Below are 23,872 nucleotides of genomic sequence, written 5' to 3' on the forward strand. Positions count from 1 at the left end.
TCTCACTAAACATTTTCTTAGACATATTGTAATCCCCTCCGGTGCTTACTCTAGTATACAAAAAAAGATACCCACAGTCTGAACACTTTTTCAAAGTGTCCAGACTATGGGTACCAGTGTAATTAAACTGAATCCTTTTCCATTGGCAGCACTTAAAATCCCTCAAAGCTAGCACCCTACTGTCTAACGATCGAATAGATATACACAAAACTAGCAAACAAAAAAACGATAAAATTTATCAAGCTTATTCTTTTCTTTTTTTCTTTATATTCTGAGATACTTAAAAATAAAAAAAGCAAACTTATAAGCAGCACCGTCGTATTGCTGTTGCCTTTAAATGGATTCGTCAGGACCATACTAGCATTAATAATTAGAGCTATCGTTATTAATAAACTGACAACTCGAAATCCGTTCATTCTTTTCAACATAGATAACAGCCTCACTTCCACCTCTTTTAACCCCTTTATATTCCATATCATCCATTATATCATTAAATAGAGTGAAAAAAGCTAGCCATTTCTGGATAGCTTTGTACGTTCACACTCATTTTACCAATAGAGAGGGGATTATAGAATGAAAATAAGCATAAGAAGAGGGTTAAAACCTTATGGTCCAAGCTCTCGGCCTTTAATCTAGTTGGGAATGCAATCAATGAACTTTTCCAATGTTCCGTCAAAAGGGAAACCCTTGTTTTGAATGCGAATTTGCAGGTGATCCAATTCTTGTCTTGCTCGATCTATTAACTCTTGAGGATATGAAAATTTCATCGCATTACACTCAAATTCATCTTCATCTACGACCTTCCATTCCCCATTCCTCTGGACCAAGTCAAGGTCTAAATCTACAAATGAAACGATAGTACCGTCAACCCTTGCAGGCTCGTTGATATTGCAGTAATACTGTTGAATCTTTCCGTCAACGACATCTGCGCTTACCGTAAACCAAGAATCAAATGAGAAAAATTCAATAGTCCAATTATTAATTGTAAATATATTTTGCTTCGTATGATGATGCAGCTTTCTTCCATATTCACCCAAAACGATAACATAGGTATCTGTCATTTCTAATAACTTTGTATGCCAATCATAATGGGAATGGTTCCCCAATTTAAGAGCTTTAATCGTTATCTGTTGATCTATCACCATTCAACCTCATCCTATTATATTAAATTCCTCAGCAACTTTCTTAATATACATGTTCCTTTTTATAAGAAACCCCTTCATGTAGCGTTGTAAGAAAAGTACATCCGCAAGCTTCCCTAACCAGCCCATAGGCGACGTGTAATCAAATATATCAATCATCTGGGTACCGTTCTCTGTCGTATAGAACTCATGTGTATGCCTAAACCTCTTGAAGGCACCACGAACCTGCTCATCGACGAAGCGAAGAGGATAGTCCATTTCAGTTATCTTAGCTGTTAGACGCTGCTTAACGCCAAAATGAATGGCCTCCCAGGTAACGGTTTGACCGCACTCAATTAAGCCGCTTGTCACGCCTCCAACTGCTCTTTCATTGGTTTGTGATGTTGATTGTGCGTGGATATCAATGCTTCTAGCCATATCGAAGCAAGTTTCGATGGGGGCATGGATGTGGAGTTCTGTTTGGATGATTGGCATACAGGCTCACTTTCTAATCATGCTTATTTAGTTCTATTATAAATGAAAAAAAGACAAAAAACCTCCAAGTATATATCTTATAGGAATCATCCTACGAACTTGGAGGTTTTCGTCTGCAATCTTATTTCATCTTGCTATTGATCTCATGTAACAACTGAATGATTTGGGAGAAACCAAAAATAAATGCGGCACTAGTGATACCGCTCCCCCACCAAATAAAAGCAGCAGACCATCTGAAACTGCTACTATACTTTTCATTTCCAGCAGAATAGCCAAGAATTAATGCGACTATAAGTTCTATGCAGGCAATAGCTATTAAGATACTTACTATTATGCTTGCAAAATTTCTTTTCTCATAAGACATAGAAGACTTAGGGTTTCTCACAAAATCTGGCTTTCCATAGAAGTTCATTCTCTCTCTACTTTGTTTTTCTTTTTGCTCTGATAAATGGATCTGGCATAGCCCTATCTCGATAGGCTGATTCCCACAACCATCAACTGAGCATGCTGAATTCGCTAACGACATGCACTCACCTCTTCATAATTATAAAATATTGACAAAAAGTGCATCATTTCTACCTTATTATACAAACAATAGCACCTTAGAACTATGTAAAACTGGATTGCATTGGTATAGGATCCATTATATAAGGATATGGAACTACTTGGAAAGAGCTTGAAGAGGAGTTTGTTTGTTTCAAAATATCTGCTGAAAAACTTAGTTGACTCTTTCTCCATTCATTTCACAAAAGAATAGGATTCCTTCTAATTTGATACGAGTATCGCTCCTTATGTAATAAAATTGCTCATTTATGATTATGTAATTAGTAACTATTCACCTCATACGTATTGTGGAAATCCGTATTCAGTTAATCTCAATATCAAGGGCCACGTTTTCAATACTTCCCGATCCATTAAACTGACTTGTCTGTTTAAATTTGAAATAGATTTCCATGTTCAGCTTTGAGCGTGGTGATAATTGTATACTCACTGGTTCTAGTTCAATTCCTTCAAAGTACTCCTTCATGTCTTTCCAATAGTTCGTCTTGGCGATATTAGGAATAACTGATATGACCATAGATTTGCCGCTGTAGTTCACTAACGTTAAATTACAAGACATATTACCTAGGGTTTCTGGATTTGAGTGAAAGGTACATTTGCTCTTCTTCTGGTAATAGGTTATGGCATCCAACCCCGAAGAATTAAATTTTATCAAAAACATCAGTTTATCAGTAACTGTGGGGTATACAAAGATAAAAGCAATAACGATGAAAATCAGTCGTCTCATGAATGAGGGGTACACATTGTTCAGGTAGAATCTACTGTATTTATATCCAATCAAAAATAGTGGTAATCCAATAAGTATCGTATAGTGGATATTGATACCTGGTTCATACTCGTTAGACCAAGTAGGGATTCCAAGTTTGATTAAACATGAATCAGCGAGCGAATACCCCAAATGATGATTCAATGTAAAAACTAATGAAAATAGAATTAGCAGTAAAAATGCGAAGCCTTTTATTACTTGGCGCTCCTTTTTGTTGACACTTATTTTCATCCATCAACCCACTCTCAACATAAAAATAGCTTGAACAAACCCAATAGATAGCTCTTTTTTCCAATGAGTTAAAACAAGGAAACTACCAATAAAAAACTGAACCAAGTTATAAATTCCCCTTGCAATAAGCTGTACTTACACCAAACGACGAGATGCATTGGATATATATTCCTTTTATTCCTATTGTACCATCTGAGGTTGAAATAAGCGTGTTTGAAAATCACTGCCCGCAATCCGTAAACCCAATCACCGTCTTGTCTCAAAACAAAAAACCTCCCAATCATGTGTATTAACATCAATACACATGCTTGGAAGGTTCATAATCCACAACCCAGAAATCGTATTTCTAGGGTTGTGTACATCCAATTTAATTATTGCGGATTGTCGAATTTATCTTGCAATCCTTACTCTCATTAACTAGGTGGATTAAGCCTCAACCTTATCGTCACACTTCTCAACCAAGCCCTCTTCATCCTTCACTTTGAAGGAAGAGCCACACCCACAAGATGCTACCGCATTCGGGTTGTTGATGGAGAATCCACCGCCCATGCCTGCGTCCGTGTAGTCGATTTCCACACCGTATAGATACTTGGAGCTATCATCATCTACAACGACCTTCAGGCCATGTATGTCAAATACTTTATCGTCATCCTTCTGCTCATCGTCGAAGCCCATGCCGTAAGAGAAACCACTACAGCCCCCAGCCTTGACGCCAAGGCGCAGAAACAGGTTCGAAGATTCTTCAGATGCTAGAAGCTCTTTGATTTTATCAGTCGCTGACTCACTAATGTTAATCATAACGGAAATCCCTCCTCAGAAGTTCTCTTTGTCAGAAAACTGGCATTATCCATAAGATTTCGTAATGCTTACTATCAAGTATACTCCTAATCCCTGTATAGCTCAAGGGCAGCAGCTTAGCTTAGACTAGCCAAAACTGCCATTAACTTACTGCTTGGGTCGCATCGCATAATACTGCAAAAGCAATTGATCCAGCTCACGGCTGCACTGTTGGACTTCGGGGTGCATAAAACCGTATGTCGTACCGAGGGAAACCATCTGGCCTCTCAGCTGTTCAATTTCTATATTCAATCGTTCCTGCGGTTCGGTCACGAATAATGGCATCACGTTATATTCACCTTTTAACCCTACGTAATCACATTGCAATAGTATACAGGAATTTGGTATTATTGGGAATAACATTTTCAGAAAATATATGAATTCTTTGTCGTTTTTGTGAGATTGTCAATTTATCTTCATCATCATGATGTTGCCCCTCCCCATGCGGAGGTTTATAATAGGATAGATGGTTTGTACGTTTATGAAGCAAACGGGTGTGAATTCCTGAACCGAACTGGCTGACAGGTATGCGAGCCACTTACACCGCAAGGCGCATTGGATTCTTACTGAAGTTCGATGCGCCCATTCAGTATGAGCTTTATTTTGTATTCATAGGAGGAGTTAGAATGAGTGTGATCACCACAGACCCGATCAAACGGATGGCAGAAATTGCTGAGAAGGTTGAGAACGGTCAGCGTCTTAGCATGGAAGATGGGCTCTTTTTGTATGAGTCCGACGATCTACTGACAATTGGTCAATTAGCGAACAAAGTCAATACACGATTGAACGGGAATAAGGTTTATTTTGTACAAAACATGAGCTTGTACTTCACGAACGTATGTGAGGAGCATTGCGCTTTTTGTCATTTCCGCCGCGATGAAGGCGAAGAAGGCTCCTACACGTTAACGCCTAGTCAGATGTTGGATTATGTGGCTGAGAATTTCAACCCGGAAATTCGAGAGTTCCATATTAGCCAAGGGCATAACCCACACTTACCATTTGAATATTACGTCGATTGTATTCGTCAATTAAAAGCGGCTTACCCAGATGTCACGATTAAAGCGCACACCGCGGCTGAAATTGAGTTTTTCTCACGGATCAGCGGCCTTAGCTACCGAGATGTCCTCAAAACGCTTATGGACGCAGGCTTGTCCACGCTTCCTGGTGGCGGAGCTGAAATTCTGACCGAACGCTACCGGACCAAAATGAACGTAGAAAAAGCGTCCTCTGAAGAATGGCTTGACGTTCACCGCAATGCTCATCTGCTCGGAATGAAGACTCATGCCACTATGCTGTATGGTTCCATCGAAACCAAAGAAGAGCGCATCCGTCATATGATGTTGCTGCGTGAGCTGCAAGACGAAACCAACGGCTTCCTTGTCTTTATTCCGAATTCCATTCAACCGGCAAGCAAAAATGCAGGTCTCAAAAGACGCGTACCCGCTTGGGATGAGCTGAAGACCATTGCGATCAGCCGGCTAATGTTAGATAACTTCCCTCATATTAAAGCTTATTTCATCAATATCGGGGTCAAATTAACACAGCTTTCCTTCGCTTTCGGAGCTTCCGATGCACATGGAACGATTGTGAAAGAGAAAATTTCCCATGCAGCCGGAGCGCTGTCTCCTGAAGGACTTACGCGGGATGAGCTTGTCTGGTTAATTCAAGGCGCAGGACGCGTTCCCGTTGAACGCGATACCTTTTATAATGAAATCAAAGTTTATTAGTCATACTAGAGAAGAGATATCGTTCAGAAGGGATATTGGATAGCATGAAAAAGTTTGTCATTCTCGGAGGAGGTTATGGCGGTTTGACCATAGCCTTAAACATGTTGGAAAAGGATTTACCGGAGGACACCATCCTGGAGTTGATTGACCGGAGCCCTTTTCAAGGACTCAAAACAGAATATTACGCACTTGCCTCAGGTACGATTGCGGAAACGCATATTCGAGTTGCGTATCCGGATGATCCGCGGCTGCTTCTTACGTATGGGGAAGTTTCTTCGGTTGACTTGAACAACAAACAAATTTTATTTGCTGATAAAGAACCGATTTCCTACGATTGGCTGGTTATTGGGTTGGGCTGTGTGGATAGCTACCATGGCATCATTGGCGCTGCTGAGCATTCTTCCAGTATTCAGACATTAGCACAAACACGCGCTACGTATCAGCGCATTAACAATATCGCGCCTTATGGGCAAGTCTCTATTATCGGGGGCGGTTTAAGCGGTGTTGAAATGGCAGCTGAGCTGCGGGAAAGCCGATCTGATCTGAACATTCGGTTGATTGACCGCGGACCAAGCTTACTCTCTGCTTTCCCAAGCAATCTGCAGCAATATGTGCGTGAATGGATGACGGAGCATCATATCGAGCTTCGTACACAAGTTTCGTTAGTTCGTCTGGACGGCGGGGATTTGTACAATCAGGATGAAATTATTCGCACAGATGCAACGATCTGGACAGCCGGCATTCAACCAAATCCGATTGTGGAAGCTTTGAACGTTCCCAAGGATCGTCAAGGCCGCATCGTGCTCAATGAATATCATCAAATTGCTGAATACCCAGAAGTCTACGTTGTTGGGGACTGTGCGTCATTGCCTTTCTCTCCAAGTGCGCAAGCGGCGCAAGCGCAAGGCAAGCAAATTGTGGAAGCCATGCAAGCCATTTGGAAAGGCGATACACCTCGTCTCGGCAAAATTAAGCTCAGAGGAACACTTGGTTCCTTGGGTAAAAAGAGCGGCTTCGGCATCATGGGCAAACGTACCTTAATGACTGGTAAAATTGCCCGAATGCTCAAAAGCGGTGTGCTGTGGAAATCCAAGCGCCACTTCGGGTAAGTTAGTCCCCCAGAAGATCGTACATCGCTTCGATTTCCTTTATTTTCTGCACAATGCGTTCATGAAGAGCTTCTGCGCTTTCGGCTGCTACAATTTCTCCATTCAAAAGCGCATAAGGCTCCATATAACATTGCCCGCAATTGCCCAGGCAGCCGTATTCGATAACGTCATAATCAGGATCCAGCTCCAAAGCTTTCATGACCTTGTCCGTACCATGGTGCATATTGCTTGCGCAAAACTCGATAATCGGTCTCAAAATAAAAATTCCACCTTACTACTGATATTCTAGTTGAAAACCATTTTCATTTAATCAGTATTGTAATATAATAATAAAAGAAAGGAGATGAATCAAATGACTGAAAAAACAAAAGAAGTAATTTATGATGAAGTCCTTGAGGTTTTAGATAAACTACGTCCTTTTCTACAACGCGATGGCGGTGACGTTGATCTCGTTGATGTAGAAGACGGTATTGTGAAGCTGAAACTCATGGGTGCCTGCGGAAGCTGCCCGAGCTCAACAATTACATTGAAAGCCGGGATTGAACGTGCGCTAGTTGAAGAAGTTGAAGGTATAACCGAAGTCGTACAGGTATTCTAATACGACTATATCATAAGAAAGAGCTTACCTCTATGGTAAGCTCTTTTTGCTATGCGCAGTGCCGTTAATTTTTGCGCTGGTTAAGTACAGGCAATGGCTGTATCGGATCCAAGCCACCTGATATGTCCATAATATTTCCTGTGATGAAATCAGAGGCAGGCAAGCATAGAAAATCAATGACGCGGGCTACATCTTCGCCCGTCCCCGGTCTTCCTACCGGCGTTTCGCCATCCACTTCCAGTCTTGCTTCTTCCATCGTCCGTTCTTTGTTCTTGCCGCGGATATCTCCCGGACAGATCATGTTAACGGTAATCCCGTGGCTGGCTTCTTCTTCCGCTAAGGTTTTCGTAAAGGAAACTAAGCCAACCTTAGCCGCTGCATACACGGCTCTATGTGTCCATCCCCTTGCTTCGGCTGCTTTGCCAAAACCAAAGTGGATGATGCGCCCCCAGCGATTCTCCCGCATCATGGGCAGTACCAAATGATCCAGCTCCATCACGCCTAACAGATTGCCACGCATCAAATATTCAATTTCATCAACACCATAATCCGCGAAAAACCGCCGCTCGCGAAAAAAGGGCCCCGCATTGTTAACTAGAATATCAATCGGCCCCAGCGCTGAATTCGTCAGCTCGACCATACGAACGATGTCCTCGCGTTTGGCTACATCCCCTTGTACGGCCAGACTGCGAACGCCCAAGCTTTCCAAGCGCTGAACGAGCTCGGCGGCTTCCTTTTCGCTGTTCACATAATTGACAGCCACCTGACACCCCCGCTGAGCCAAGGTTAAAGCGGTCATTTTGCCAAGTCCTTTGGCGCTGCCTGTAATAAGAACCGTTCGGCCTCTTAATTCCATGGTCAACTTACCCCTTTGCTACATTTGCCGTAATATAAGTAAACGCTATAAGTAAGGTTCGGCATGCCATATCAAATCCCTGCTGAAGATCAGCAACGTTGGAATGGACATTTTCAACATGAATCCGATCTCCGGGATACGGCTCTTTTTGCATAAGATCATCGAGCATCTCCGCATTTATATAGTGAATTTCCATATTGCGTTGATTGCGAAGGCGATCCATCGCGGCTTTGTGATCCATTTTGAGATTGTACAACTGAACTTCCAAGGAGCCGTGAATATGTTTCTCATGCATCCGGCGCAGCACCGTAAAATACGAAAAGCGTGATTTCAATGTCTCTGTTTTCAGTTCAAAGAGATCATTCATAAACGTACCCAATTTATCTAAAATGGAAAACAAACGAATGAACGCATTTTTATAAAAGTAAACGAAACGATGGTAGGCTTCGATCTCGGATGGTTCCATTTCTTCCAAAAATGCTTTATGAATAAGCTCCGCGTATTTCTCGCAGCAATATTTGCTCTGCTCCAGCTCATCCAAAGCATCAATAAATCCTTTGCTCCAGATCGCCTGCCTGTGATACTTCGGATAATCCGCGGCTAAGTGGTTGCTCTCCTTGGATTCCAGCAATTCCATATAAGCTCTAACCGCATTGCCGGCTTCCAAAAGAAGTCCGCTATCGATTCGTTTTGGCTCGTTGAACAAGATTCGCAGCACGTAAGCACCCCCTTTTAGGATCTAGAGACATCGTTTGCTTGATTACAGGTTCGTTGTCTGTTCGCTACGTTGATCGCGTTTAATAGTCTGAGTCCGATCCCGCTGTACCAGATACATCGCTGTCAACACACCGATACCGCCCAGACATTGAAATATGGAAATGGATTCGTATAGCAAAAAGTACCCGGCAATCGCGGCTGTCACGGGCAGCAAGTACCCATAGGCCGAAGCCTTGAAGGGGCCTAGCTTCGATAAACTCCAATTATGCAAAGAGAACCCGACAGCTGTTGCCAGAATAGACGTATAGATGAGGCTGATCCAGCCTGTTGTTGAAATGGCGGAGAAATAAGCAGCGTCTGCGCGCATCAATACGAAAGGAAGCAAGGATAGAGCACCTGCTGTCATTTCGAAAGAAATCAACAGCGGCAAAGGATATTTCAAGACCAGACGATTCATCCCAATCAAATAAATGGCCCCCATGACACTTCTCATCAATAGTAAAATGTCACCCCGGAGTGTTTCTCCCCCCAGATGAAAACCCTCTGCTCCGCCTGAAACGATGACAACCACGCTAAATAGGGCTAATGGTATGCCTACGCAGATACGCCAGGTTAATCTTACTTGACGGGCCAGTACAGCAATGAGCACCGTGATTACAGGCATGAAGCCTCTGCCCAAAACAGCGCCATTCGCTGAGTTGGAGAACTGCAGCGCATATTGCAATAGAGCTTCCATGCCAACCGCATTAAGAACGCCTAGAGCACAGATAAGAAGGAGATCCTTGCCTGCGATCTGCATCTTCAGTGAGCGCGATCGATAATAGAAGTAAGTATAGACCCAGAGGATCGGAATCATACTTGCGAAGCGGAGCCCGTTGAACACAAGGGAATCCCATTCTCTGCCTCCGATTTTCAAAGAAGCGAGATTAATCCCCCACAATAGATAGACGATGACAAATCCAGCATGCGGATAAAATGAGCGTAACCGTTCGCGACTCATACGAAATATTCTTCCCATCTGCGGTCGACAAGCTCCACAATGTCTTCCCGCGGGAACAGCTCATCCGGGTATCCGGGCTTCATGCGAGCGTCAATGACGATTGGCAATTCGTAGGCGATGTGATGACGATTCACACTAGACTGCGCATACATGTCGCTGGCAGGATTAAAGCGTGTGAACACCGTCCACAAGAATTTGGTTTGGTCTTTGGCAACGCCGCTGGCATCATCGACGAGTATGACCAGCGGCCATTCGGTGAGCCGGCTTGCCGCATTCGCCAGCAAGCGCTGAGGCAGTTCCGGCTCCGCCGCGTAGGACGCGCCTGAGACGAGCAGACAGCCGCCGCAATAGACGGCGATGTCTTCGATTTCAGGCAGCTCTCCCGCGGCGTAGGCTCTTGGCAGCTCGCGCACAGGGTCCCCTGTGCCGAGAAGCACAGCTTTGCTGCCGTGATTGAGCTGGCCGCCTGTATAATCAAGCGTATCCTGCGATGTTTTGTTGAAAATGAACAAATCACAGCCTGGGTTGAATCGTTCGAGCACTGTTTCCAGCAGCTCGCTGAAGTTGGCCAAGATCGTCGGCTTGTCTGTAACGATCAGGAATTTGGTGAGCGACAGCTGACCCTCACCCAAGATCCGGAATGCCGTGCCCAGCGCCTCACGGCTGTAGCTCTCGCGGATGACGGCAGCGGCTAACGGGTGGAACCCAGTCTCCGCGTACGTCCACAGGCTTTGGACCCCGGGCATCGCCACCGGAAAAGCGGGCTCAAGCAGTCTTTGCAAGAATTCGCCAAGGAAGTAATCCTCTTGGCGCGGTTTGCCGACGATCGTCGCCGGATAGATCGCGTCTCTGCGGTGCCATACATGATTCACCTTGAAAATGGGGAAATCATGGACGAGCGAGTAGTGCCCGAAATGAGCGCCAGCCCTTCTTGTATGCGGCGGAACGACGCCGCACAGCGCGAACTCCGCCTCGGCGACGAGGCGGTGCCCCCCATGGGGATTCTCTACCATGGGGAGCTTCTGCCCGAGAATGAGCGAAGCAAGCATCAGCTCGGGCAAGTGCTCGGGCACCGGCGCAATCGCCGAGGCAATGAGCGCAGGCGGGCCGCCCAGGAACACGGTGACGGGCAGCGGCTTCTGCCGCTTCTCGGCTTCGTGGTAGTGGAAGCCGCCGCCTTTATGTATTTGCCAGTGCATCCCGGTCGTGAAGTCATCATACACCTGCATGCGATACATGCCCAGGTTATGATGACCGCCGTCCGGATGCTCGGTGTAGACAAGCGGCAGCGTGACGAACGGGCCGCCGTCTTCTTGCCAGCTCGTTAGGTGCGGCAGTCCGGCGAGCGGGTTGTCCCGTTTAAAGCCGCCGAGAATCGGCGCTTGGTTAGGCTGTACTTTCTTCGTGCCGACCTTAAGAAGGTCCATGATCAAGGCTCTCTCGCCCCAGAGTGCTTGCGGGGTAGGCGGCAGCAATGTGCTTGTTGCATTGATAACCGCTTTCATGAATTGCTCTGGCTTCGGACCAAATGCAAGATCGACCCGTCGAGTCGTTCCGAAGAGGTTCGAAACGACAGGGAAGGAGCTACCCTTGACGTTCGTGAACAGCAACGCTGGACCTTGCTCGTCAATGACGCGACGATGAATTTCCGCGAGCTCCAGATTCGGATCGACGGCAGCCGATATTTCGATCACTTCATTTTCGCGGCGCAAAATATCCAGAAATGCACGTAAATTCGTTGGTGTCACGTATGTTCCCCCTTTAATCATTGAAATAAAAAGAAAGGAAAAAGAAAAATAAAAGGAAAAGGAAATAGCCTTCCTTAAGAAGGCCTCCTTTTCCACCAAAGCACCTTGCCGCGCCGTGCTTCCAAGGAGCCCGCCCGTCAGGCATTAAGCTTTGCGGTCATATAAAGTTAGTACGCATAGATAGCATAAGAATCCAAACATGCAAGCCACGATAACCGCATGCACCATCCCGGCAAACAAATAACCAACTTCATTGCCCATGGACCACGTGACAACCGCTCCGCTGAGCACTTGCAGCGATACCAGGATCAACGACCATTTGCTGCCAAAACGCAGCTTGTCTGAATTTTGATAATAACGCTTTGCTTGCAAGTAAAGGAACAGAATACAAATAAATAACAGTAAAGCCGCTATGCGGTGGGTAAAAACAATACCTGTAGCGCCGCTAAGCTCCGGAATAACCTCGCCGTTGCATAAGGGCCAGCCCGAACAGCCTCCCGATGAAACGGTGTGACGCACAAATGCGCCGAGATATACGACAACATAGCTGTAGACTGTCGTAATCCATACAAGAGCTTTGAAGCCGCTGTGGATGCTCGTATCTCTCTTGAATTGTCCCCACGAAGTAAATACAAGCGCTAGGAGTAAGGAAAACGCAAAAGCCAATAAAGACAGTCCAAAATGAAGCGCCAGCACCAGAGAAGACTGCGGCCAGACGACAGCCATGGCGCCCATTGCTGCTTGAATCAGTGTCATTAATACCGTAGCTGAAATAAAAAACTTGGCATCATTACGTTTCACATATCGAAAAACAAGAATGAATGTAGCAACCAAAATTAAGGTCACGATGCCTACAACCAAGCGATGGCTGTATTCAATAAGCGATGAAATTGTATGTGCCGGAACGAATTGCCCATGACACAGCGGCCACTCGTCTCCGCAGCCTCTGCCTGCGTCTGCCTTTGTTACCAAGGCGCCCATAGCAAGAATAAGAAACATGCCGATGGCGGAAAGATTGGCTAATCTTTGAATCAGTTTTTGCATGATTGCACCTACTTTTATGTCGTGACTTCTGTTCATCATGTCGAATAGTGGAGTTCCTATTTCAATTATAGCTTTAAAAACTTGGCAAATCCATTCGCAATTGTTACAAAGCTCTGAAACCAAGCCAAACGCGGCTCAGATGTTCATCATCTATTCAATGTTTCAACTTTGGGGACAAGGGTAAGTAGAAGTTGAGCGCGAAAATAAGGGATTGCGACTAGTCCCCGCCAAAACGATCACAGGAGGTTTTATCTATGAGTAAACACATTATCGGTGTCTTTCATTCAGAAACAGAAGCCATACAGGTGATTAACAGACTCAAAGATGAAGGCTACAGTTCCGATGATATCTCAGTAATCGGCAGAAATAACGAGGGTTTAAATCAAATTGAGGATGCAACGGAAACCAAAGCGGAAGAAGGTCTTGCAACTGGTGCCGCTTCAGGTGGTGTGCTTGGCGGCGTTACCGGATTACTCGCAAGCATCGGCGCACTCGCCATTCCGGGCATAGGTCCTCTTATTGCCGCTGGACCTATTGTAGCTACTTTGACCGGAGCCGCAATTGGTGCTAGTGCAGGCGGACTTGTCGGCAGTCTAATCGGATTGGGGATTCCCGAAAAAGAGGCTGCCACGTATGAGGCTTATGTCAAGGATGGCAAAATTCTCGTTCTCGTCGAATCGGACGCAGTCCGAGATCCCAGAGCGTACGAGACGTTTCGCAATCATCAATCCCTGAATGCTGATACTTACAGTCCAGAGTATGGCTATAGATCATAAGAATATGCGTGCAGGGAAAAGTTGAGGGGAGACAGCCTTTTTGGGCAGGCTCAAGCAGCACTCGCTGCTTTCCCACCGCTGAGACGGCGTTTTCGGCCGGCTCAGCCTTCTTCTCTTGTCTTTTCCCTGCTTTTGGCGCCTGAGACTGCCTTTTTGGCAGGCTCAAGCAGCACTTGTTGCTTTCCCGCCGCCGAGACGGCGTTTTCGGCTGGCTCAGCCTTCTTCTCTTGCCTTTTCCCTGCTTTTGGTGCCTGAGACTGCCTTTTTGGCAGGCTCAAGCAGCACTTGCTGCTTTCCCATCGCTGAGACGGCGCTTTCGGCCGGCTCAGCCTTCTTCTCTTGCCTTTTCCCTGCTTTTGGCACTCGAGAAAGCCTTTACTGCCGGCTCACCCAACACTCGTTGCCTTGCCGCCGCCGCGAAGCCGCAGCTCACAAAACAAAAAATCTCTCTTACCAACAATCAGGCCAGAGCCCATTGTACAGATAAGAGAGATTTTTTTTATTGCCTTTTAAGAAGGCAAGGCACCGGAAACTTCAATTGCGCGATCAAGAAACTGCTCAATTTCTTCGCGTGTTTTGCGCAGCTTGTTGACGAAGCGAACGAGTTCTTTGCCTTCACGGAAAGCAATAAAGCTTGGAATGCCAAGGATGTTCAGCTGCTCACATAGATCCGGGACTTCATCGCGGTCCAGCTCAATAAAGGTGATGCGTCCTTCATAAGCTTGCTCGACTGCTGGCATGAAGGGATCGATATAGTGGCAGTCCTTGCACCAGGTTGTTTTGAAGATGGCGACGGTTAACGTGGACTGCGAGATTTGTTTTTGAAATGTTTGTTCATTGGAAACTTTCAACATAGCGGACACCTCACTGCTTAGGAATTTATTCACTTATAGCATGCCCCGAAAGCTGTGTCAAGTTCATGGGGAGCCGTCTATTTTCCTCTTATCAGTATTTACATTTAAAGTAAAAAGTGATATCATTTAAATATCAAAACAATATGTTAAATGAGAAAGGGTGCTGCCCGCATGAAAGAAACAAGCGCTTGGTCAATTAATGGATTTCTTGGATTATTATTATTTGTAATCGGTGCTGGAGCTGGAGTTCTGCTTCTTACGCAACAATATGTTGTTTCCGGGATTATTCTCATTGTGCTTGGAATTATTTTTGTTTCGAACATTACTGCCGTGCAGCCGAATGAAGCTTCTGTCATCAATTTCTTCGGCAGTTACAAAGGGACCATTCGAAAAAGCGGACTTTGGTTAATTATCCCTTTTTCCACTCGGAAGAAAATTTCATTGCGTGTGCGCAATTTTAACAGCGTGAAGCTGAAAGTGAATGATATTGAAGGCAATCCAATTGAAATTGCAGCTGTTGTTGTGTTTAAGGTTGTAGACACTTATAAAGCGCTCTTCGATGTGGATAGCTATGAGAAGTTCGTGGAGATTCAAAGCGAAACCGCCCTTCGCCATGTCGCCAGCAAATATCCGTACGATCGCTTTGATAGTGACGGCTACTCCCTAAGAGGCAATGCAGATGAAGTTGCCGCAGAGCTGAGTCTTGAGCTGCAGCATCGCCTTTCCGTTGCCGGTGTTGAGGTAATTGAATCGCGCCTTACTCACCTTGCTTATTCGACGGAAATTGCCAGCGCCATGCTTCAGCGTCAGCAAGCTTCCGCCATTTTATCAGCTAGACAAACCATTGTTGACGGGGCCGTTGGAATGGTGCAGATGGCTATCGCGCGTTTGGAAGCTGAAGGTCTTCAATTAGATGAAGAAAGAAAAGCGGCCATGATTAACAATCTACTCGTTGCGATTGTATCGGACCGTTCAGCGAGCCCGGTCATTAATACCGGTACGCTGTATTAACAGGACCCGTTATGGCTCCTAAGAAAAACTTCGCACTCCGCCTCGATCCCAAGCTCTATGAAGCTTTGGAGCGTTGGGCGGAGGATGAGTTTCGCAGTGTAAACGGTCATATTGAATATGTTTTGCGCGAAGCGCTTCATCGTTCCGGGCGGCTGTTAAAACCAGGACTCGAACCACCACAACCCGATCCAGAGAAGTCACAGGATTAACATAACGTACAAAAAACGCCTCCAAAACCACATCTAAAGTGGGAATGGAGGCGTTTTTCAGTGTGGGGAGGCGTTTCTAAGTTTGTAGGTTTCTAAGCTTCTGAATGAGGGTACTTAGACATATATCCAAAAAAAGGAGAGATGCAGCATGCCAAAAACCACCTATTGGGTTAGCGTCGGCAGGCAAGAGATCGTTCCCGCTGGCGAAGCCGTTATCCGTGAGAACTATGAATTTGAAATTCGCGCTGATGAGGCTGAACATCTCCAACTCCAAGAGCAATTTCAAGCGATGAAACTGGTTGATAAGCAATTGATAAATCGGGCCCGAACACCCTATGAAGCCTTCCCGGAAAAAGATCAAGATATGAAAAATCGCTCTTACGATGAACAGCTGAAGAATATTTATTTTCTCATCCACCGCTTAGGCACAAAGGAAACCAGGCAGCATATTGAAAGGATGAATTTGCGAGATCTGCCCCATTATCAGAATATCAACAGCAAACCTGAGCAAGTTAAGACCTAAAAACAGGGGCCATGCGGCCCCTGTTTTCTTCAAGCTATTTCACCGATAGATCAGAGAAATCGAAAGTTCACTCATATCGAGACTTCCTCTACGCTCAACAACACCTTCATAAACCGTCTTTCTGGTGTCTAAGTCGATTATGGCTGCTGCGGGATTTAACTTCCCTAACATTAATACATATACACGATTATTCACGATTCGGGTTATTCTTGCCTGGCCCCATTTGCTTTGCATCGTTTGAAGCTCCAGCTTCGTATCACTCTTGATCTTGTTTTCTACCAGATCGTAGCGCACAACCTGAGACGGCTCAGCTTCCGATATTAAGGAAATATACAGATCATCGCCAACCTGTTGAATGGTTTGATTCTCTACTTTTGGTTTCATCAGAAGCTCATGTATAGACTCATTAAGAATCTTCGTGAGCTGTCCCTTCCAAATGTCATAAACGAATAGCTCGCGATTCATCAGTTTTCGGTTGTCTTCGTTGCCATCTTTCCATTCATATGTGCGTTGATCAAAAATCTCGTAACGATTTGATTTCAAGAAATCACTTGCTCCCGTATACGTGACAACTGACTTTAGTTTATCTTCTTGCTTGGCACCTGTTTCGATCCGTTCATGCGCGGCAACCATTTTCTTGTCGAGATCAAGCGTGTACATGTGGTATTCCGGATTTTTAAATACATGCCTACCACCGGCCAATAGCTGCTGGAAAACAATGAGCACTTTCATCGTTTGTCCTTTGATTTGCACATCGCAAATGCTGATATAGTCATCTGCGTTTTTCTTGATTTGTACCTTAAAAGCCGCACTGTTTTTCTTCTTGCCTTTATCATATAGAGCTATATCGAGAATATCCGACTGCCCTTTATCTAAATCATACTGATAATCAGACCCTACATAACCAATGACGTTGTCATCTTCAAAAAAGGCGTTCCTATCTTTCTTTCCTCGCATGAAAGAACGATGTTCATTCAGAAGCTCTTTTAGTTCAACATCATAATAATAAGAGAAATCCATTTTTTCCAAATACGACTGATGGTCGTTAGGATACTCGCTTCCTTTGGTTGTAACGACGATCGGTTCCACCTGATAACTTCCTTTGACCGCAAGCCCTGCGGCTTCTTCTTCCTTGCCTGTCACCATCTTTAAGTAATAGTCCGGTTTGGGTCCCTGCACAGCACCAACATAATGAAAGCTGATCGAACTAAGGCTAAATACAAGTAATACCAAAAGCATCCAATAACGCTTCATGATTGCACCTCCTTTATACGGTTACTTTTTTACGTAATAGATATGAACTCAACCATAATGAAACGGCTGTAAGACAAAGGCCAATGACAACTTGATACAACAGAACTTCACTTGGAAACCAGTTATTGTTAAGCCATTTATCCGCAACAAGGTAAGGTAATATAAATATAACGACAGCTGCCGCACTATATAGGACTCCTGCCACAATCCCTTTGATTCGGTAGCTGCGTTCTAGCAAAATTCCTGTAAATAGAATGATAACGCTCATTACCCCTGCGCCGTAATACAATACAAACTCGATGAAATCAGAAGGCAGCAGCATATGGATGAACCGATTTTGCCCAATCAGTTCACCGATCGTGACAGGTTGTCTCCATTCGCTTGGAATCAAGCTGTTAAATACGGCTAATTGAACCGGAAGCAGTACAAATTGCAAAGCCACGAATCCCAAAACGTATAGAACTATAGCAGTCAGCTTAGCCAGATACACATTCATCCTGGACGTAGGGAGCATGAGCAGCCTGTAGGCAAACGTATTTTTGCCCAACCATTCCTTGTACCATGTCCAAAAAATATAGAGAAAAATCGTCACAGCACATAAGGCAATCGAACCCTCGAACCAAATGGATTGGAAGCTGTTCGTCATTTTGGCTGGGTTGAACTGCTCGACATACTGGATCGCCGTCAAGGAATTTCGCTCCATCGTATTTTCTGCACTGCTCAAGTAGGCTTTGGCGTTAAGCCAAATCCCAAGAAACTGGGCCACTGTAGTGAGCAAGCCCAACGCACCAAATATTTTGCTAAACCGGACGATTTCCCAGTTCAACAGCTTGCTGTACCTATTCATGTTACATACACCTCTCTCATGACATCCACAACCGATTTGCCCTCTTGGGAGCGCATCTCCTCCGCATCGAACTGCTTCATCACCCGACCGCTATCCAAAAGAACCACTTGATCGATCAAATGTTCGATGTCATGAATTTCATGCGTCGTTACAAGAACTCCGCGGTCTTCGATCAGATGACTCGTGAATACGCTTGTGATCTGTTCTCTGCTGAAAATATCAATACCCGAGAATGGCTCATCCATAAGCAGATAATCGGCATCCAGCGATAACCCCAGCAGCAGATTAGCTTTGGCTGAGTTTCCTTTGGATAAATTCCCGATGCGCTCATTTGCCTTCAATTTGAAGAAAGTAAGCAGCTCTTCTGCGCGATTCTGGTTCCAATTCGAATAGAAGTCTTGCATGAACTGCATCCCTTCTTGAATTTTTAAATGAGGAGGCATGGTTAGGGTATCCGGTATAAAAACGACCTTTTCATAGGATTTCTTATCTAATGGGTGTCCATCAATACGGATTTGACCGCCTTGAATAGGCGTTAGTCCCATGATTGCTTTCATGATCGTAGATTTCCCAACACCGTTAATACCAATCAGACAAGTGATTTGGCCTTTGTCAGCTGTGAATGAGACCTCGTCCAGCACTCTTTTGCGGCCGTATGCCTTCACGATCTTATCAATTTCAATCATGCTGCGCCTCCCTTGCCCGTTCGGATTCATACTTCTCTTTCACGAAGCGAAGCAGCTCATCCGTCGGCAGCTCGATCTTCTTGATCGATTGAACGAATACCGTAACAGCCTCTTGAATCAGCTCTTCGCGAATTGAGTTCAGTATTTGCTCATCTGTCGTAATCCGACTGGGAGAATTGCCTTCGGTTGTAATCAACTTCTGTTCCTCCATCTCTTTGTAAGCTTTTTGTGCCGTATTCGGATTGATCTGCAACATTCCTGCCAGCTCCCGCCTTGAGGGGATCTCCCGTCCTGCCGCTAGCTTGCCTGTGGCGATTTCTTCTTTGAAATATCTGACAACCTGCAGATAAACCGGATCGCGGTTGTTAAACGTAATGTTCATCTATCCATCTCCTATGTTTACCCTAATCTATCAAGCCGAACTCGAGCATGTATTAACCGGTTAATACACTACGAAGTGTACTATACACTTAATACACTAAAAGTGTCAAGCATTGTCTACATTTGCAGGCCATGCTCTGACAACTCAGGGAGGCTGAAATCGCCATTTCCTCCTTACAGCACATAGCATCAAGCGCTTATGCTAACAATAAAAGTTCATCGTTTTTTGCAGACTACATGAGGGAGATGATCAGGTGGGTGGAACCACGAAACCAAGGAAGGACCACGAGCTTTGGGAGAAATTAAAAAGCTTTCCAAGCCTTATTCATCACTTTTTTGATACAACGAAGCCTCCTGATCAAAGCAGCCCCATCCCTGTTTCCGAGGCATCGATCAAGCGAATAGAAGCCCGTTTAATCAAGCAGCGCGGACTTCTTCAAGCCGGAGTCACTAACCAGAAGGCATCTGCAGAGGAACTCGAAATTTTGCAGCACATTCGAGCGCAGACAGCACAAGACAATCGCAATAATGTTACTCGAACCGCGGCGTACTGGAGAGTTTACCTCGATACCCCAGAAATCCACTGGGCGCTGCTTGCTCATATGGTATCTCGCAATGGCGGCTGGTGCATGACCGACTTGCGCGGAGAGCTGCTGCCGCGACTGTTGAAACAGGAATTGATGGACCAGCTTTTCGCTTTCCTCGAACGAGCCAATGGGTTGATTTTTCACGATGCTTATCCGCAGCTGCTGTTGTATCAAGAAAGTAAACGAAGAAAAATAAGCCTCTTCCATCTGCTTCCTGATCTGGGTGTCTCAGCTTGGATGCTGCCGTTTTGGGAGCATTTCTGGGAACATCGCGACTCAGCCATCCTGACGATATCACTGATCGTGAATGAGCAGAATTTCATTGAGCAGCGGATTGTCCAGAATGCGCTTTATCAGGAAACCGTTTTGAATAACGTTCTTTTCAAAAGCCAAGCTTATCTTCAATTGAACCAGGTTGGGTTTCCTTTCAAACCCCTGTCTACTGCTGCTCAGCACGCCTCTGATTGGCACCTTGCTGGCCTGATTCTAGAGCATTTCGCGGATCAATCGGAGCGCATTGCGTTCGGCAAAAGCTTATATGCCATCCTATTTGGCATTCCTCAGGTGCTGGAAAGCGTAATCGCGTTTGCCGCTGCTGCCCCTCATACGGGATCGCGTGCTGACTACTGGCCCAATCGCTATTCGCCAATAGCAAAAGCCTCCCCCGATACGAAGTATCAGGAGAGGCTGGATGGTGGTGACTGGATAACAGAGGCTTCCCCCCTCTATAGTCCTCCGCTCGCACAAGCATGGGCCGATAAGCCGTTTGCGCCTGTAGAGCCTGGAGACTGGTTCACGGACGTGGAGAAGCCGCTGTCTCATTTGAACACGATTCCGGTTCCGGAACCCTATGATATGACGAATGAAATTTATTTTGGGCTTAATAAAATAGAGCTTGCCATACGTGCTGCTGAGATCCTATGAGCGTTTCAAGATCCTGCCGGCTTTGGCGATCAGCTTCTGCACCGGTGCCGGAAAATTCTTGACGTCGTCCTTCGTAACAACACGCGTTGCCATCAGCAGGAGTGGATACAAGGCAGCGGTGAAACCGCAGACCAGCACGGCATTGATGCCTTCATTCAGACGGTACCAGCTCGTTGGCTGCACATACGTATGCGTGAGCCATTCCACAGCAAAACCAAGAACAGCTATCACCAGAATGGTGACAAATAAGCCGATAAATCGTCGACCGAGAATCGTGAATTTCACTTCTGCGCGCAAAGCTTGCAAGTTGAGCCATGACATCGCTATGAAGCATAGTCCTGTAGAGACGATGATGCCATAGATACCAAACCATGGAGCCAGCAGGAAGCTTCCTGCAAGCTTAACAGCGATACCTGCACCTACATGGAGCATCAGCGGCTTCATACGACCCATGCCCATCAGAACGGCACCAGAGGTTTGCATGACGATTTGAAACATAGCGCCTAAGGTAAGCAAGGCGATCATGTACGGTCCGTGACTCATCCCATATGCGGTGTCCTCATGTCCGAACATGAAAAAGTCCAAAGGACGAGCCGCAATCGCGATCACGAGCACAGCAGGCAATCCAGATAGAATCGATAATTGGAGCACCCTCGTCGTCTGGTGGCCGACTTGCTTCAAATCTTTGCGGGAATATGCAGCTGAGATGATAGGTACAACCGATTGACTTAACGCAATCGCCAAAATAATCGGGATCCCAGCCAACGATTGGGCCCGTCCACCAATAATACCGACCAAACCAAGTGCTTCACTGCGACCAATCGATCCCTCTAGGAGCGGAATAATGATCGATGTATCAATCGCATACACGAGCGTCACCGTCACGGAGAAGATAACGATCGGAATCGACAGCTTAAGAAGACTACGGTAGATGTCGCTGTACCGGGCCATAGGTTGTGCAGCAGCTTGGCTCCCTGCTGCAGCTGTTTGCCCGGCAGCAGCCAAGGGCATTTTCAACGTTTGAGCATCTCTGCGTTTCAGCTTCAAAGCATAATAAAGCATCACCGCGAGCGCCGCGATGCCGCCCATAACTCCACCGAACGAAGCACCTGCGACCCCCCAGCCTAAGCTGATATTCAGCAAAATAAAGGCCAGTCCGATCGAAGTAATGAGCCTGAACACTTGTTCCACAACTTGCGAAACCCCATTAGGCATCATATTCTGCCGACCTTGGAAATAACCGCGCATAATCGCAATGAGCGGGAAGAACAACATCGCTGGCGCTATCGCACGAGTAGCTAGCGTAGCGTCAGGACCTCCATGCGAAATGCGCTCGGCATAGATGGGAGCAAAAGCATACAAGATAGCCGTCATCAGGACGCCGGCTACAATTGCAAACCAAATTGCCGCCCGATAGATGCGTTCTGCTTCCGCAGGACGGCCGATGGCGTATTTCTCCGAGACCATCTTGCTCAGAGCGCTGGGGATTCCCGCCGTAGCAACAACAAGCAAGATGGAGTATAAATTAAAGGCAATCGAATAGCTGCCCATTCCACCTTCATGCAGCAGGTGCACCAGCGGAATTCGTTGAAAAACGCCGAGAAACCGCGCTACAAGCGCGGCCACGGTGAGAATGAGCGTCCCTTTTACAAGAGAATCTTTGGTTTCCTTCGTCAAGTCCGTTCCTTCTCTCTGATCCTGTATTCATTCAAATCCTTGATCCTTAGAAAACCCAGATGAGGAAAATAATAATCATCGCCAGCTGCAGCACAATTTTCACGGCGCTGCTTGCGAAGAATCCGACAACAGAGCCGAAGCCGGCGCTGACTGCCTTTTTCCACGTGGTCCCGATTATAATTTCACCGATGACGGCACCCAAGAAGGGCCCGATGATTAAGCCAAAAGCAGGTATTACGAAGGGTCCAATAATCAAACCAATCGTACTTCCGATGATGGCAGCCTTCGAGCCTCCGAACTTCTTGACCCCCAGCGCGCCTACCGCATAATCCGCCACCATAATAACGATGACAACGAGCGTTTGAATGATCCAAAACCAGACCCCAAACGGCTCAAAACTGATCAACCAGCCATAGAGGAAGAAAGCACCATAAATCGCCAGTACGCCGGGCAAGATCGGATAAACAGCACCAATCATCCCTACGACAAATAAAATAATGACTAAGCTCCAGCCTAAAGCGATCAAGGTCAGCACCTCCGTCTATTCTTTCAGGCATGCGTGATACAGCAGCTCTTAGGCTTGAAGCAAGTAAGTGCGAATGACTTCCGCGACACCATGCTCCTCATTCGTTAACGTGGTGATATCCGCGATCCGCTTCACTTCATCCTGCGCATTGCCCATCGCAACCCCAAGACCCGCTTCACGAATCATCGCGATGTCATTCTCGCTGTCTCCCATTGCAATAACTTCGGACATCTGAATGCCAAGAAGCTGACAGACCATTTCCAAGCCGCTTGCTTTGCTAATGCCCAGAGGATTCAATTCAATGTTAGACGGGTGTGAATTCGTAATTTCAAGAATTCCCCACCCTTCTACCGTCGTGCGAATGCGCTGCAATTTGTCTGGATTTTCCGTGAAATAGCCAAACTTCAACCATTCTTGCTCTTCCAGATCCAGCTGCTCGCTCTCCCGGTTGAACACGCCATTGACCGAATACGCCCACCACCAACAATCATGCTCCTGTGCCAGCTTATGCAAATTGCGCACCGTCTCCGCAGAAAGCAGTGTCCGCTTGTGCAGCTTGCTCGGCGATTCCCACACTTCGCTCCCATTTACCACAACAAGGGGCGTAGTAAGCCCCAGTTCTTCAATATAGGGCATAGCACTGATTGCGCCGCGCCCTGTGGACATCATTACAATCTTGCCCAAAGCTGTCGCTTGCTCAATCGCTTCGCGATTCTCAGCAGAAATTTTCTTATCCTCATTCAGCAGTGTGCCGTCCATATCGAGGGCGATTAGTTTGTATGTTCCCACGTTGATCCATCCCCTGTC

The 23,872-nt window shown here is 46.0% G+C and carries 29 protein-coding genes; 8 read left to right on the plus strand and 21 right to left on the minus strand.

The annotated features are described in order from the left end of the window. Positions 1–176: 176 nt before the first annotated feature. The 6 genes from HQN90_RS39995 to HQN90_RS21835 all read right to left on the minus strand — a co-directional run bounded on the left by HQN90_RS39995 (position 177) and on the right by HQN90_RS21835 (position 4,296). Entirely contained in the window at positions 177–479 is a 303-nt protein-coding gene (locus HQN90_RS39995; protein ID WP_420851073.1) for a DUF3953 domain-containing protein, read from the minus strand. A 153-nt stretch (positions 480–632) separates the two neighbouring features. Further along, a complete protein-coding gene (locus HQN90_RS21815; protein ID WP_216855410.1) occupies positions 633–1,145 on the minus strand; it encodes a DUF402 domain-containing protein in 513 nt (170 codons plus the stop codon). A gap of 6 nt (positions 1,146–1,151) precedes the next feature. Beyond that, positions 1,152–1,616 carry an SRPBCC family protein gene (locus tag HQN90_RS21820; RefSeq protein ID WP_173222584.1) on the minus strand — a complete coding sequence of 155 codons (465 nt, stop codon included), beginning with the start codon at positions 1,614–1,616 and terminating at the stop codon, positions 1,152–1,154. A gap of 121 nt (positions 1,617–1,737) precedes the next feature. Continuing rightward, complete coding sequence (locus tag HQN90_RS21825; RefSeq protein ID WP_173222585.1) at positions 1,738–2,142, minus strand: hypothetical protein; 405 nt, start codon at positions 2,140–2,142, stop codon at positions 1,738–1,740. Positions 2,143–3,600: 1,458 nt separating this feature from the next. Then, entirely contained in the window at positions 3,601–3,972 is a 372-nt protein-coding gene (gene erpA / locus HQN90_RS21830) for an iron-sulfur cluster insertion protein ErpA (protein WP_079409808.1), read from the minus strand. 147 nt (positions 3,973–4,119) lie between these two features. Beyond that, positions 4,120–4,296 carry an aspartyl-phosphate phosphatase Spo0E family protein gene (locus tag HQN90_RS21835; protein WP_173222834.1) on the minus strand — a complete coding sequence of 59 codons (177 nt, stop codon included), beginning with the start codon at positions 4,294–4,296 and terminating at the stop codon, positions 4,120–4,122. A gap of 341 nt (positions 4,297–4,637) precedes the next feature. On the opposite strand from HQN90_RS21835, the gene mqnE reads away from it, so the two are divergent. Continuing rightward, positions 4,638–5,738 carry an aminofutalosine synthase MqnE gene (gene mqnE, locus HQN90_RS21840; RefSeq protein ID WP_173222586.1) on the plus strand — a complete coding sequence of 367 codons (1,101 nt, stop codon included), beginning with the start codon at positions 4,638–4,640 and terminating at the stop codon, positions 5,736–5,738. Positions 5,739–5,782: 44 nt separating this feature from the next. Then, positions 5,783–6,847, plus strand: coding sequence for an NAD(P)/FAD-dependent oxidoreductase (locus tag HQN90_RS21845; RefSeq protein ID WP_173222587.1), 1,065 nt, complete (start codon positions 5,783–5,785; stop codon positions 6,845–6,847). A 1-nt stretch (position 6,848) separates the two neighbouring features. Here the strand turns inward: HQN90_RS21845 and HQN90_RS21850 are convergent, their stop codons facing one another. After that, positions 6,849–7,106 carry a DUF1450 domain-containing protein gene (locus tag HQN90_RS21850; protein ID WP_173222836.1) on the minus strand — a complete coding sequence of 86 codons (258 nt, stop codon included), beginning with the start codon at positions 7,104–7,106 and terminating at the stop codon, positions 6,849–6,851. A 93-nt stretch (positions 7,107–7,199) separates the two neighbouring features. On the opposite strand from HQN90_RS21850, the gene HQN90_RS21855 reads away from it, so the two are divergent. Continuing rightward, a complete protein-coding gene (locus tag HQN90_RS21855) occupies positions 7,200–7,445 on the plus strand; it encodes a NifU family protein (RefSeq protein ID WP_056829608.1) in 246 nt (81 codons plus the stop codon). A 64-nt stretch (positions 7,446–7,509) separates the two neighbouring features. Here the strand turns inward: HQN90_RS21855 and HQN90_RS21860 are convergent, their stop codons facing one another. The 5 genes from HQN90_RS21860 to HQN90_RS21880 form a co-directional block, all read right to left on the minus strand. Then, positions 7,510–8,301, minus strand: coding sequence for an SDR family oxidoreductase (locus tag HQN90_RS21860; protein WP_173222588.1), 792 nt, complete (start codon positions 8,299–8,301; stop codon positions 7,510–7,512). A 7-nt stretch (positions 8,302–8,308) separates the two neighbouring features. Beyond that, the gene (locus HQN90_RS21865; RefSeq protein ID WP_173222589.1) at positions 8,309–9,019 is read right to left on the minus strand and encodes a Cthe_2314 family HEPN domain-containing protein; all 711 of its coding nucleotides are present in this window, start codon (positions 9,017–9,019) and stop codon (positions 8,309–8,311) included. Between the two features lie 42 nt (positions 9,020–9,061). Beyond that, positions 9,062–10,018 (minus strand): DMT family transporter, encoded by a 957-nt coding sequence (locus HQN90_RS21870; RefSeq protein WP_173222590.1) that lies wholly within the window; start codon positions 10,016–10,018, stop codon positions 9,062–9,064. Further along, positions 10,015–11,766: a UbiD family decarboxylase gene (locus HQN90_RS21875; protein ID WP_173222591.1), complete on the minus strand. Its 1,752-nt coding sequence runs from the start codon at positions 11,764–11,766 to the stop codon at positions 10,015–10,017. The genes HQN90_RS21870 and HQN90_RS21875 overlap by 4 nt, the downstream gene beginning before the upstream one ends. A gap of 144 nt (positions 11,767–11,910) precedes the next feature. Next, positions 11,911–12,810: a COX15/CtaA family protein gene (locus HQN90_RS21880; RefSeq protein WP_079409816.1), complete on the minus strand. Its 900-nt coding sequence runs from the start codon at positions 12,808–12,810 to the stop codon at positions 11,911–11,913. A gap of 254 nt (positions 12,811–13,064) precedes the next feature. Here HQN90_RS21880 and HQN90_RS21885 point away from each other — a divergent pair, with 254 nt between their 5' ends. After that, the gene (locus tag HQN90_RS21885) at positions 13,065–13,586 is read left to right on the plus strand and encodes a general stress protein (RefSeq protein ID WP_173222592.1); all 522 of its coding nucleotides are present in this window, start codon (positions 13,065–13,067) and stop codon (positions 13,584–13,586) included. A 213-nt stretch (positions 13,587–13,799) separates the two neighbouring features. On the opposite strand, the gene HQN90_RS21890 is transcribed toward HQN90_RS21885, so the two are convergent. Both HQN90_RS21890 and HQN90_RS21895 read right to left on the minus strand, forming a co-directional pair. Next, a complete protein-coding gene (locus tag HQN90_RS21890) occupies positions 13,800–13,949 on the minus strand; it encodes a hypothetical protein (RefSeq protein ID WP_173222593.1) in 150 nt (49 codons plus the stop codon). A gap of 146 nt (positions 13,950–14,095) precedes the next feature. Next, complete coding sequence (locus HQN90_RS21895; RefSeq protein WP_173222595.1) at positions 14,096–14,440, minus strand: thioredoxin family protein; 345 nt, start codon at positions 14,438–14,440, stop codon at positions 14,096–14,098. 171 nt (positions 14,441–14,611) lie between these two features. Between HQN90_RS21895 and HQN90_RS21900 the strand changes: the two genes are divergently transcribed. The 3 genes from HQN90_RS21900 (at position 14,612) to HQN90_RS21910 (ending at position 16,183) form a co-directional block, all read left to right on the plus strand. Further along, positions 14,612–15,451, plus strand: coding sequence for an SPFH domain-containing protein (locus tag HQN90_RS21900; protein WP_173222597.1), 840 nt, complete (start codon positions 14,612–14,614; stop codon positions 15,449–15,451). A gap of 11 nt (positions 15,452–15,462) precedes the next feature. Beyond that, on the plus strand, positions 15,463–15,660 hold the full coding sequence (locus tag HQN90_RS21905) for a type II toxin-antitoxin system antitoxin (RefSeq protein ID WP_173222599.1): 198 nt from the start codon (positions 15,463–15,465) through the stop codon (positions 15,658–15,660). 148 nt (positions 15,661–15,808) lie between these two features. Further along, on the plus strand, positions 15,809–16,183 hold the full coding sequence (locus tag HQN90_RS21910; protein WP_173222601.1) for a hypothetical protein: 375 nt from the start codon (positions 15,809–15,811) through the stop codon (positions 16,181–16,183). Between the two features lie 39 nt (positions 16,184–16,222). On the opposite strand, the gene HQN90_RS21915 is transcribed toward HQN90_RS21910, so the two are convergent. From HQN90_RS21915 to HQN90_RS21930, 4 genes are read right to left on the minus strand one after another with little or no spacing between them, the layout of a single operon-like run. Then, entirely contained in the window at positions 16,223–17,437 is a 1,215-nt protein-coding gene (locus HQN90_RS21915) for a hypothetical protein (protein WP_173222603.1), read from the minus strand. Positions 17,438–17,450: 13 nt separating this feature from the next. Continuing rightward, positions 17,451–18,284, minus strand: coding sequence for a hypothetical protein (locus tag HQN90_RS21920; protein ID WP_173222604.1), 834 nt, complete (start codon positions 18,282–18,284; stop codon positions 17,451–17,453). Continuing rightward, positions 18,281–18,970, minus strand: a complete 690-nt coding sequence (locus tag HQN90_RS21925) for an ABC transporter ATP-binding protein (protein WP_173222606.1) — start codon at positions 18,968–18,970, stop codon at positions 18,281–18,283. Before HQN90_RS21925 ends, HQN90_RS21920 begins: the two co-directional genes overlap by 4 nt. Further along, positions 18,963–19,352 carry a GntR family transcriptional regulator gene (locus HQN90_RS21930; protein ID WP_173222608.1) on the minus strand — a complete coding sequence of 130 codons (390 nt, stop codon included), beginning with the start codon at positions 19,350–19,352 and terminating at the stop codon, positions 18,963–18,965. Before HQN90_RS21930 ends, HQN90_RS21925 begins: the two co-directional genes overlap by 8 nt. 253 nt (positions 19,353–19,605) lie before the next feature. On the opposite strand from HQN90_RS21930, the gene HQN90_RS21935 reads away from it, so the two are divergent. Next, complete coding sequence (locus HQN90_RS21935; protein WP_338042365.1) at positions 19,606–20,862, plus strand: DUF2515 family protein; 1,257 nt, start codon at positions 19,606–19,608, stop codon at positions 20,860–20,862. Here the strand turns inward: HQN90_RS21935 and HQN90_RS21940 are convergent. From HQN90_RS21940 to HQN90_RS21950, 3 genes are read right to left on the minus strand one after another with little or no spacing between them, the layout of a single operon-like run. After that, a complete protein-coding gene (locus tag HQN90_RS21940) occupies positions 20,857–22,539 on the minus strand; it encodes a putative polysaccharide biosynthesis protein (protein WP_173222610.1) in 1,683 nt (560 codons plus the stop codon). The genes HQN90_RS21935 and HQN90_RS21940 overlap by 6 nt on opposite strands. Positions 22,540–22,585: 46 nt before the next feature. Continuing rightward, a complete protein-coding gene (locus tag HQN90_RS21945; RefSeq protein WP_173222612.1) occupies positions 22,586–23,065 on the minus strand; it encodes a DUF456 domain-containing protein in 480 nt (159 codons plus the stop codon). A 48-nt stretch (positions 23,066–23,113) separates the two neighbouring features. Then, positions 23,114–23,854, minus strand: coding sequence for an HAD-IIB family hydrolase (locus tag HQN90_RS21950; RefSeq protein WP_173222614.1), 741 nt, complete (start codon positions 23,852–23,854; stop codon positions 23,114–23,116). Positions 23,855–23,872 lie beyond the last annotated feature (18 nt).

This window comes from Paenibacillus alba, from assembly GCF_013204855.1.
In the GTDB taxonomy this organism is placed as follows: domain Bacteria; phylum Bacillota; class Bacilli; order Paenibacillales; family NBRC-103111; genus Paenibacillus_E; species Paenibacillus_E alba.

Bases quoted from the DNA above. Each gene is read 5' to 3' on its own strand.
- erpA (WP_079409808.1), bottom strand. From the start codon at position 3,972: ATGATTAACATTAGTGAGTCAGCGACTGATAAAATCAAAGAGCTTCTA.
- HQN90_RS21915 (WP_173222603.1), bottom strand. From the start codon at position 17,437: ATGAAGCGTTATTGGATGCTTTTGGTATTACTTGTATTTAGCCTTAGT.
- HQN90_RS21930 (WP_173222608.1), bottom strand. From the start codon at position 19,352: ATGAACATTACGTTTAACAACCGCGATCCGGTTTATCTGCAGGTTGTC.
- mqnE (WP_173222586.1), top strand. From the start codon at position 4,638: ATGAGTGTGATCACCACAGACCCGATCAAACGGATGGCAGAAATTGCT.
- HQN90_RS21820 (WP_173222584.1), bottom strand. From the start codon at position 1,616: ATGCCAATCATCCAAACAGAACTCCACATCCATGCCCCCATCGAAACT.
- HQN90_RS21825 (WP_173222585.1), bottom strand. From the start codon at position 2,142: ATGTCGTTAGCGAATTCAGCATGCTCAGTTGATGGTTGTGGGAATCAG.
- HQN90_RS21855 (WP_056829608.1), top strand. From the start codon at position 7,200: ATGACTGAAAAAACAAAAGAAGTAATTTATGATGAAGTCCTTGAGGTT.
- HQN90_RS21925 (WP_173222606.1), bottom strand. From the start codon at position 18,970: ATGATTGAAATTGATAAGATCGTGAAGGCATACGGCCGCAAAAGAGTG.
- HQN90_RS21900 (WP_173222597.1), top strand. From the start codon at position 14,612: ATGAAAGAAACAAGCGCTTGGTCAATTAATGGATTTCTTGGATTATTA.
- HQN90_RS21895 (WP_173222595.1), bottom strand. From the start codon at position 14,440: ATGTTGAAAGTTTCCAATGAACAAACATTTCAAAAACAAATCTCGCAG.
- HQN90_RS21860 (WP_173222588.1), bottom strand. From the start codon at position 8,301: ATGGAATTAAGAGGCCGAACGGTTCTTATTACAGGCAGCGCCAAAGGA.
- HQN90_RS21815 (WP_216855410.1), bottom strand. From the start codon at position 1,145: ATGGTGATAGATCAACAGATAACGATTAAAGCTCTTAAATTGGGGAAC.
- HQN90_RS39995 (WP_420851073.1), bottom strand. From the start codon at position 479: ATGATATGGAATATAAAGGGGTTAAAAGAGGTGGAAGTGAGGCTGTTA.
- HQN90_RS21880 (WP_079409816.1), bottom strand. From the start codon at position 12,810: ATGCAAAAACTGATTCAAAGATTAGCCAATCTTTCCGCCATCGGCATG.
- HQN90_RS21870 (WP_173222590.1), bottom strand. From the start codon at position 10,018: ATGAGTCGCGAACGGTTACGCTCATTTTATCCGCATGCTGGATTTGTC.
- HQN90_RS21835 (WP_173222834.1), bottom strand. From the start codon at position 4,296: ATGCCATTATTCGTGACCGAACCGCAGGAACGATTGAATATAGAAATT.
- HQN90_RS21845 (WP_173222587.1), top strand. From the start codon at position 5,783: ATGAAAAAGTTTGTCATTCTCGGAGGAGGTTATGGCGGTTTGACCATA.
- HQN90_RS21905 (WP_173222599.1), top strand. From the start codon at position 15,463: ATGGCTCCTAAGAAAAACTTCGCACTCCGCCTCGATCCCAAGCTCTAT.
- HQN90_RS21920 (WP_173222604.1), bottom strand. From the start codon at position 18,284: ATGAATAGGTACAGCAAGCTGTTGAACTGGGAAATCGTCCGGTTTAGC.
- HQN90_RS21910 (WP_173222601.1), top strand. From the start codon at position 15,809: ATGCCAAAAACCACCTATTGGGTTAGCGTCGGCAGGCAAGAGATCGTT.
- HQN90_RS21885 (WP_173222592.1), top strand. From the start codon at position 13,065: ATGAGTAAACACATTATCGGTGTCTTTCATTCAGAAACAGAAGCCATA.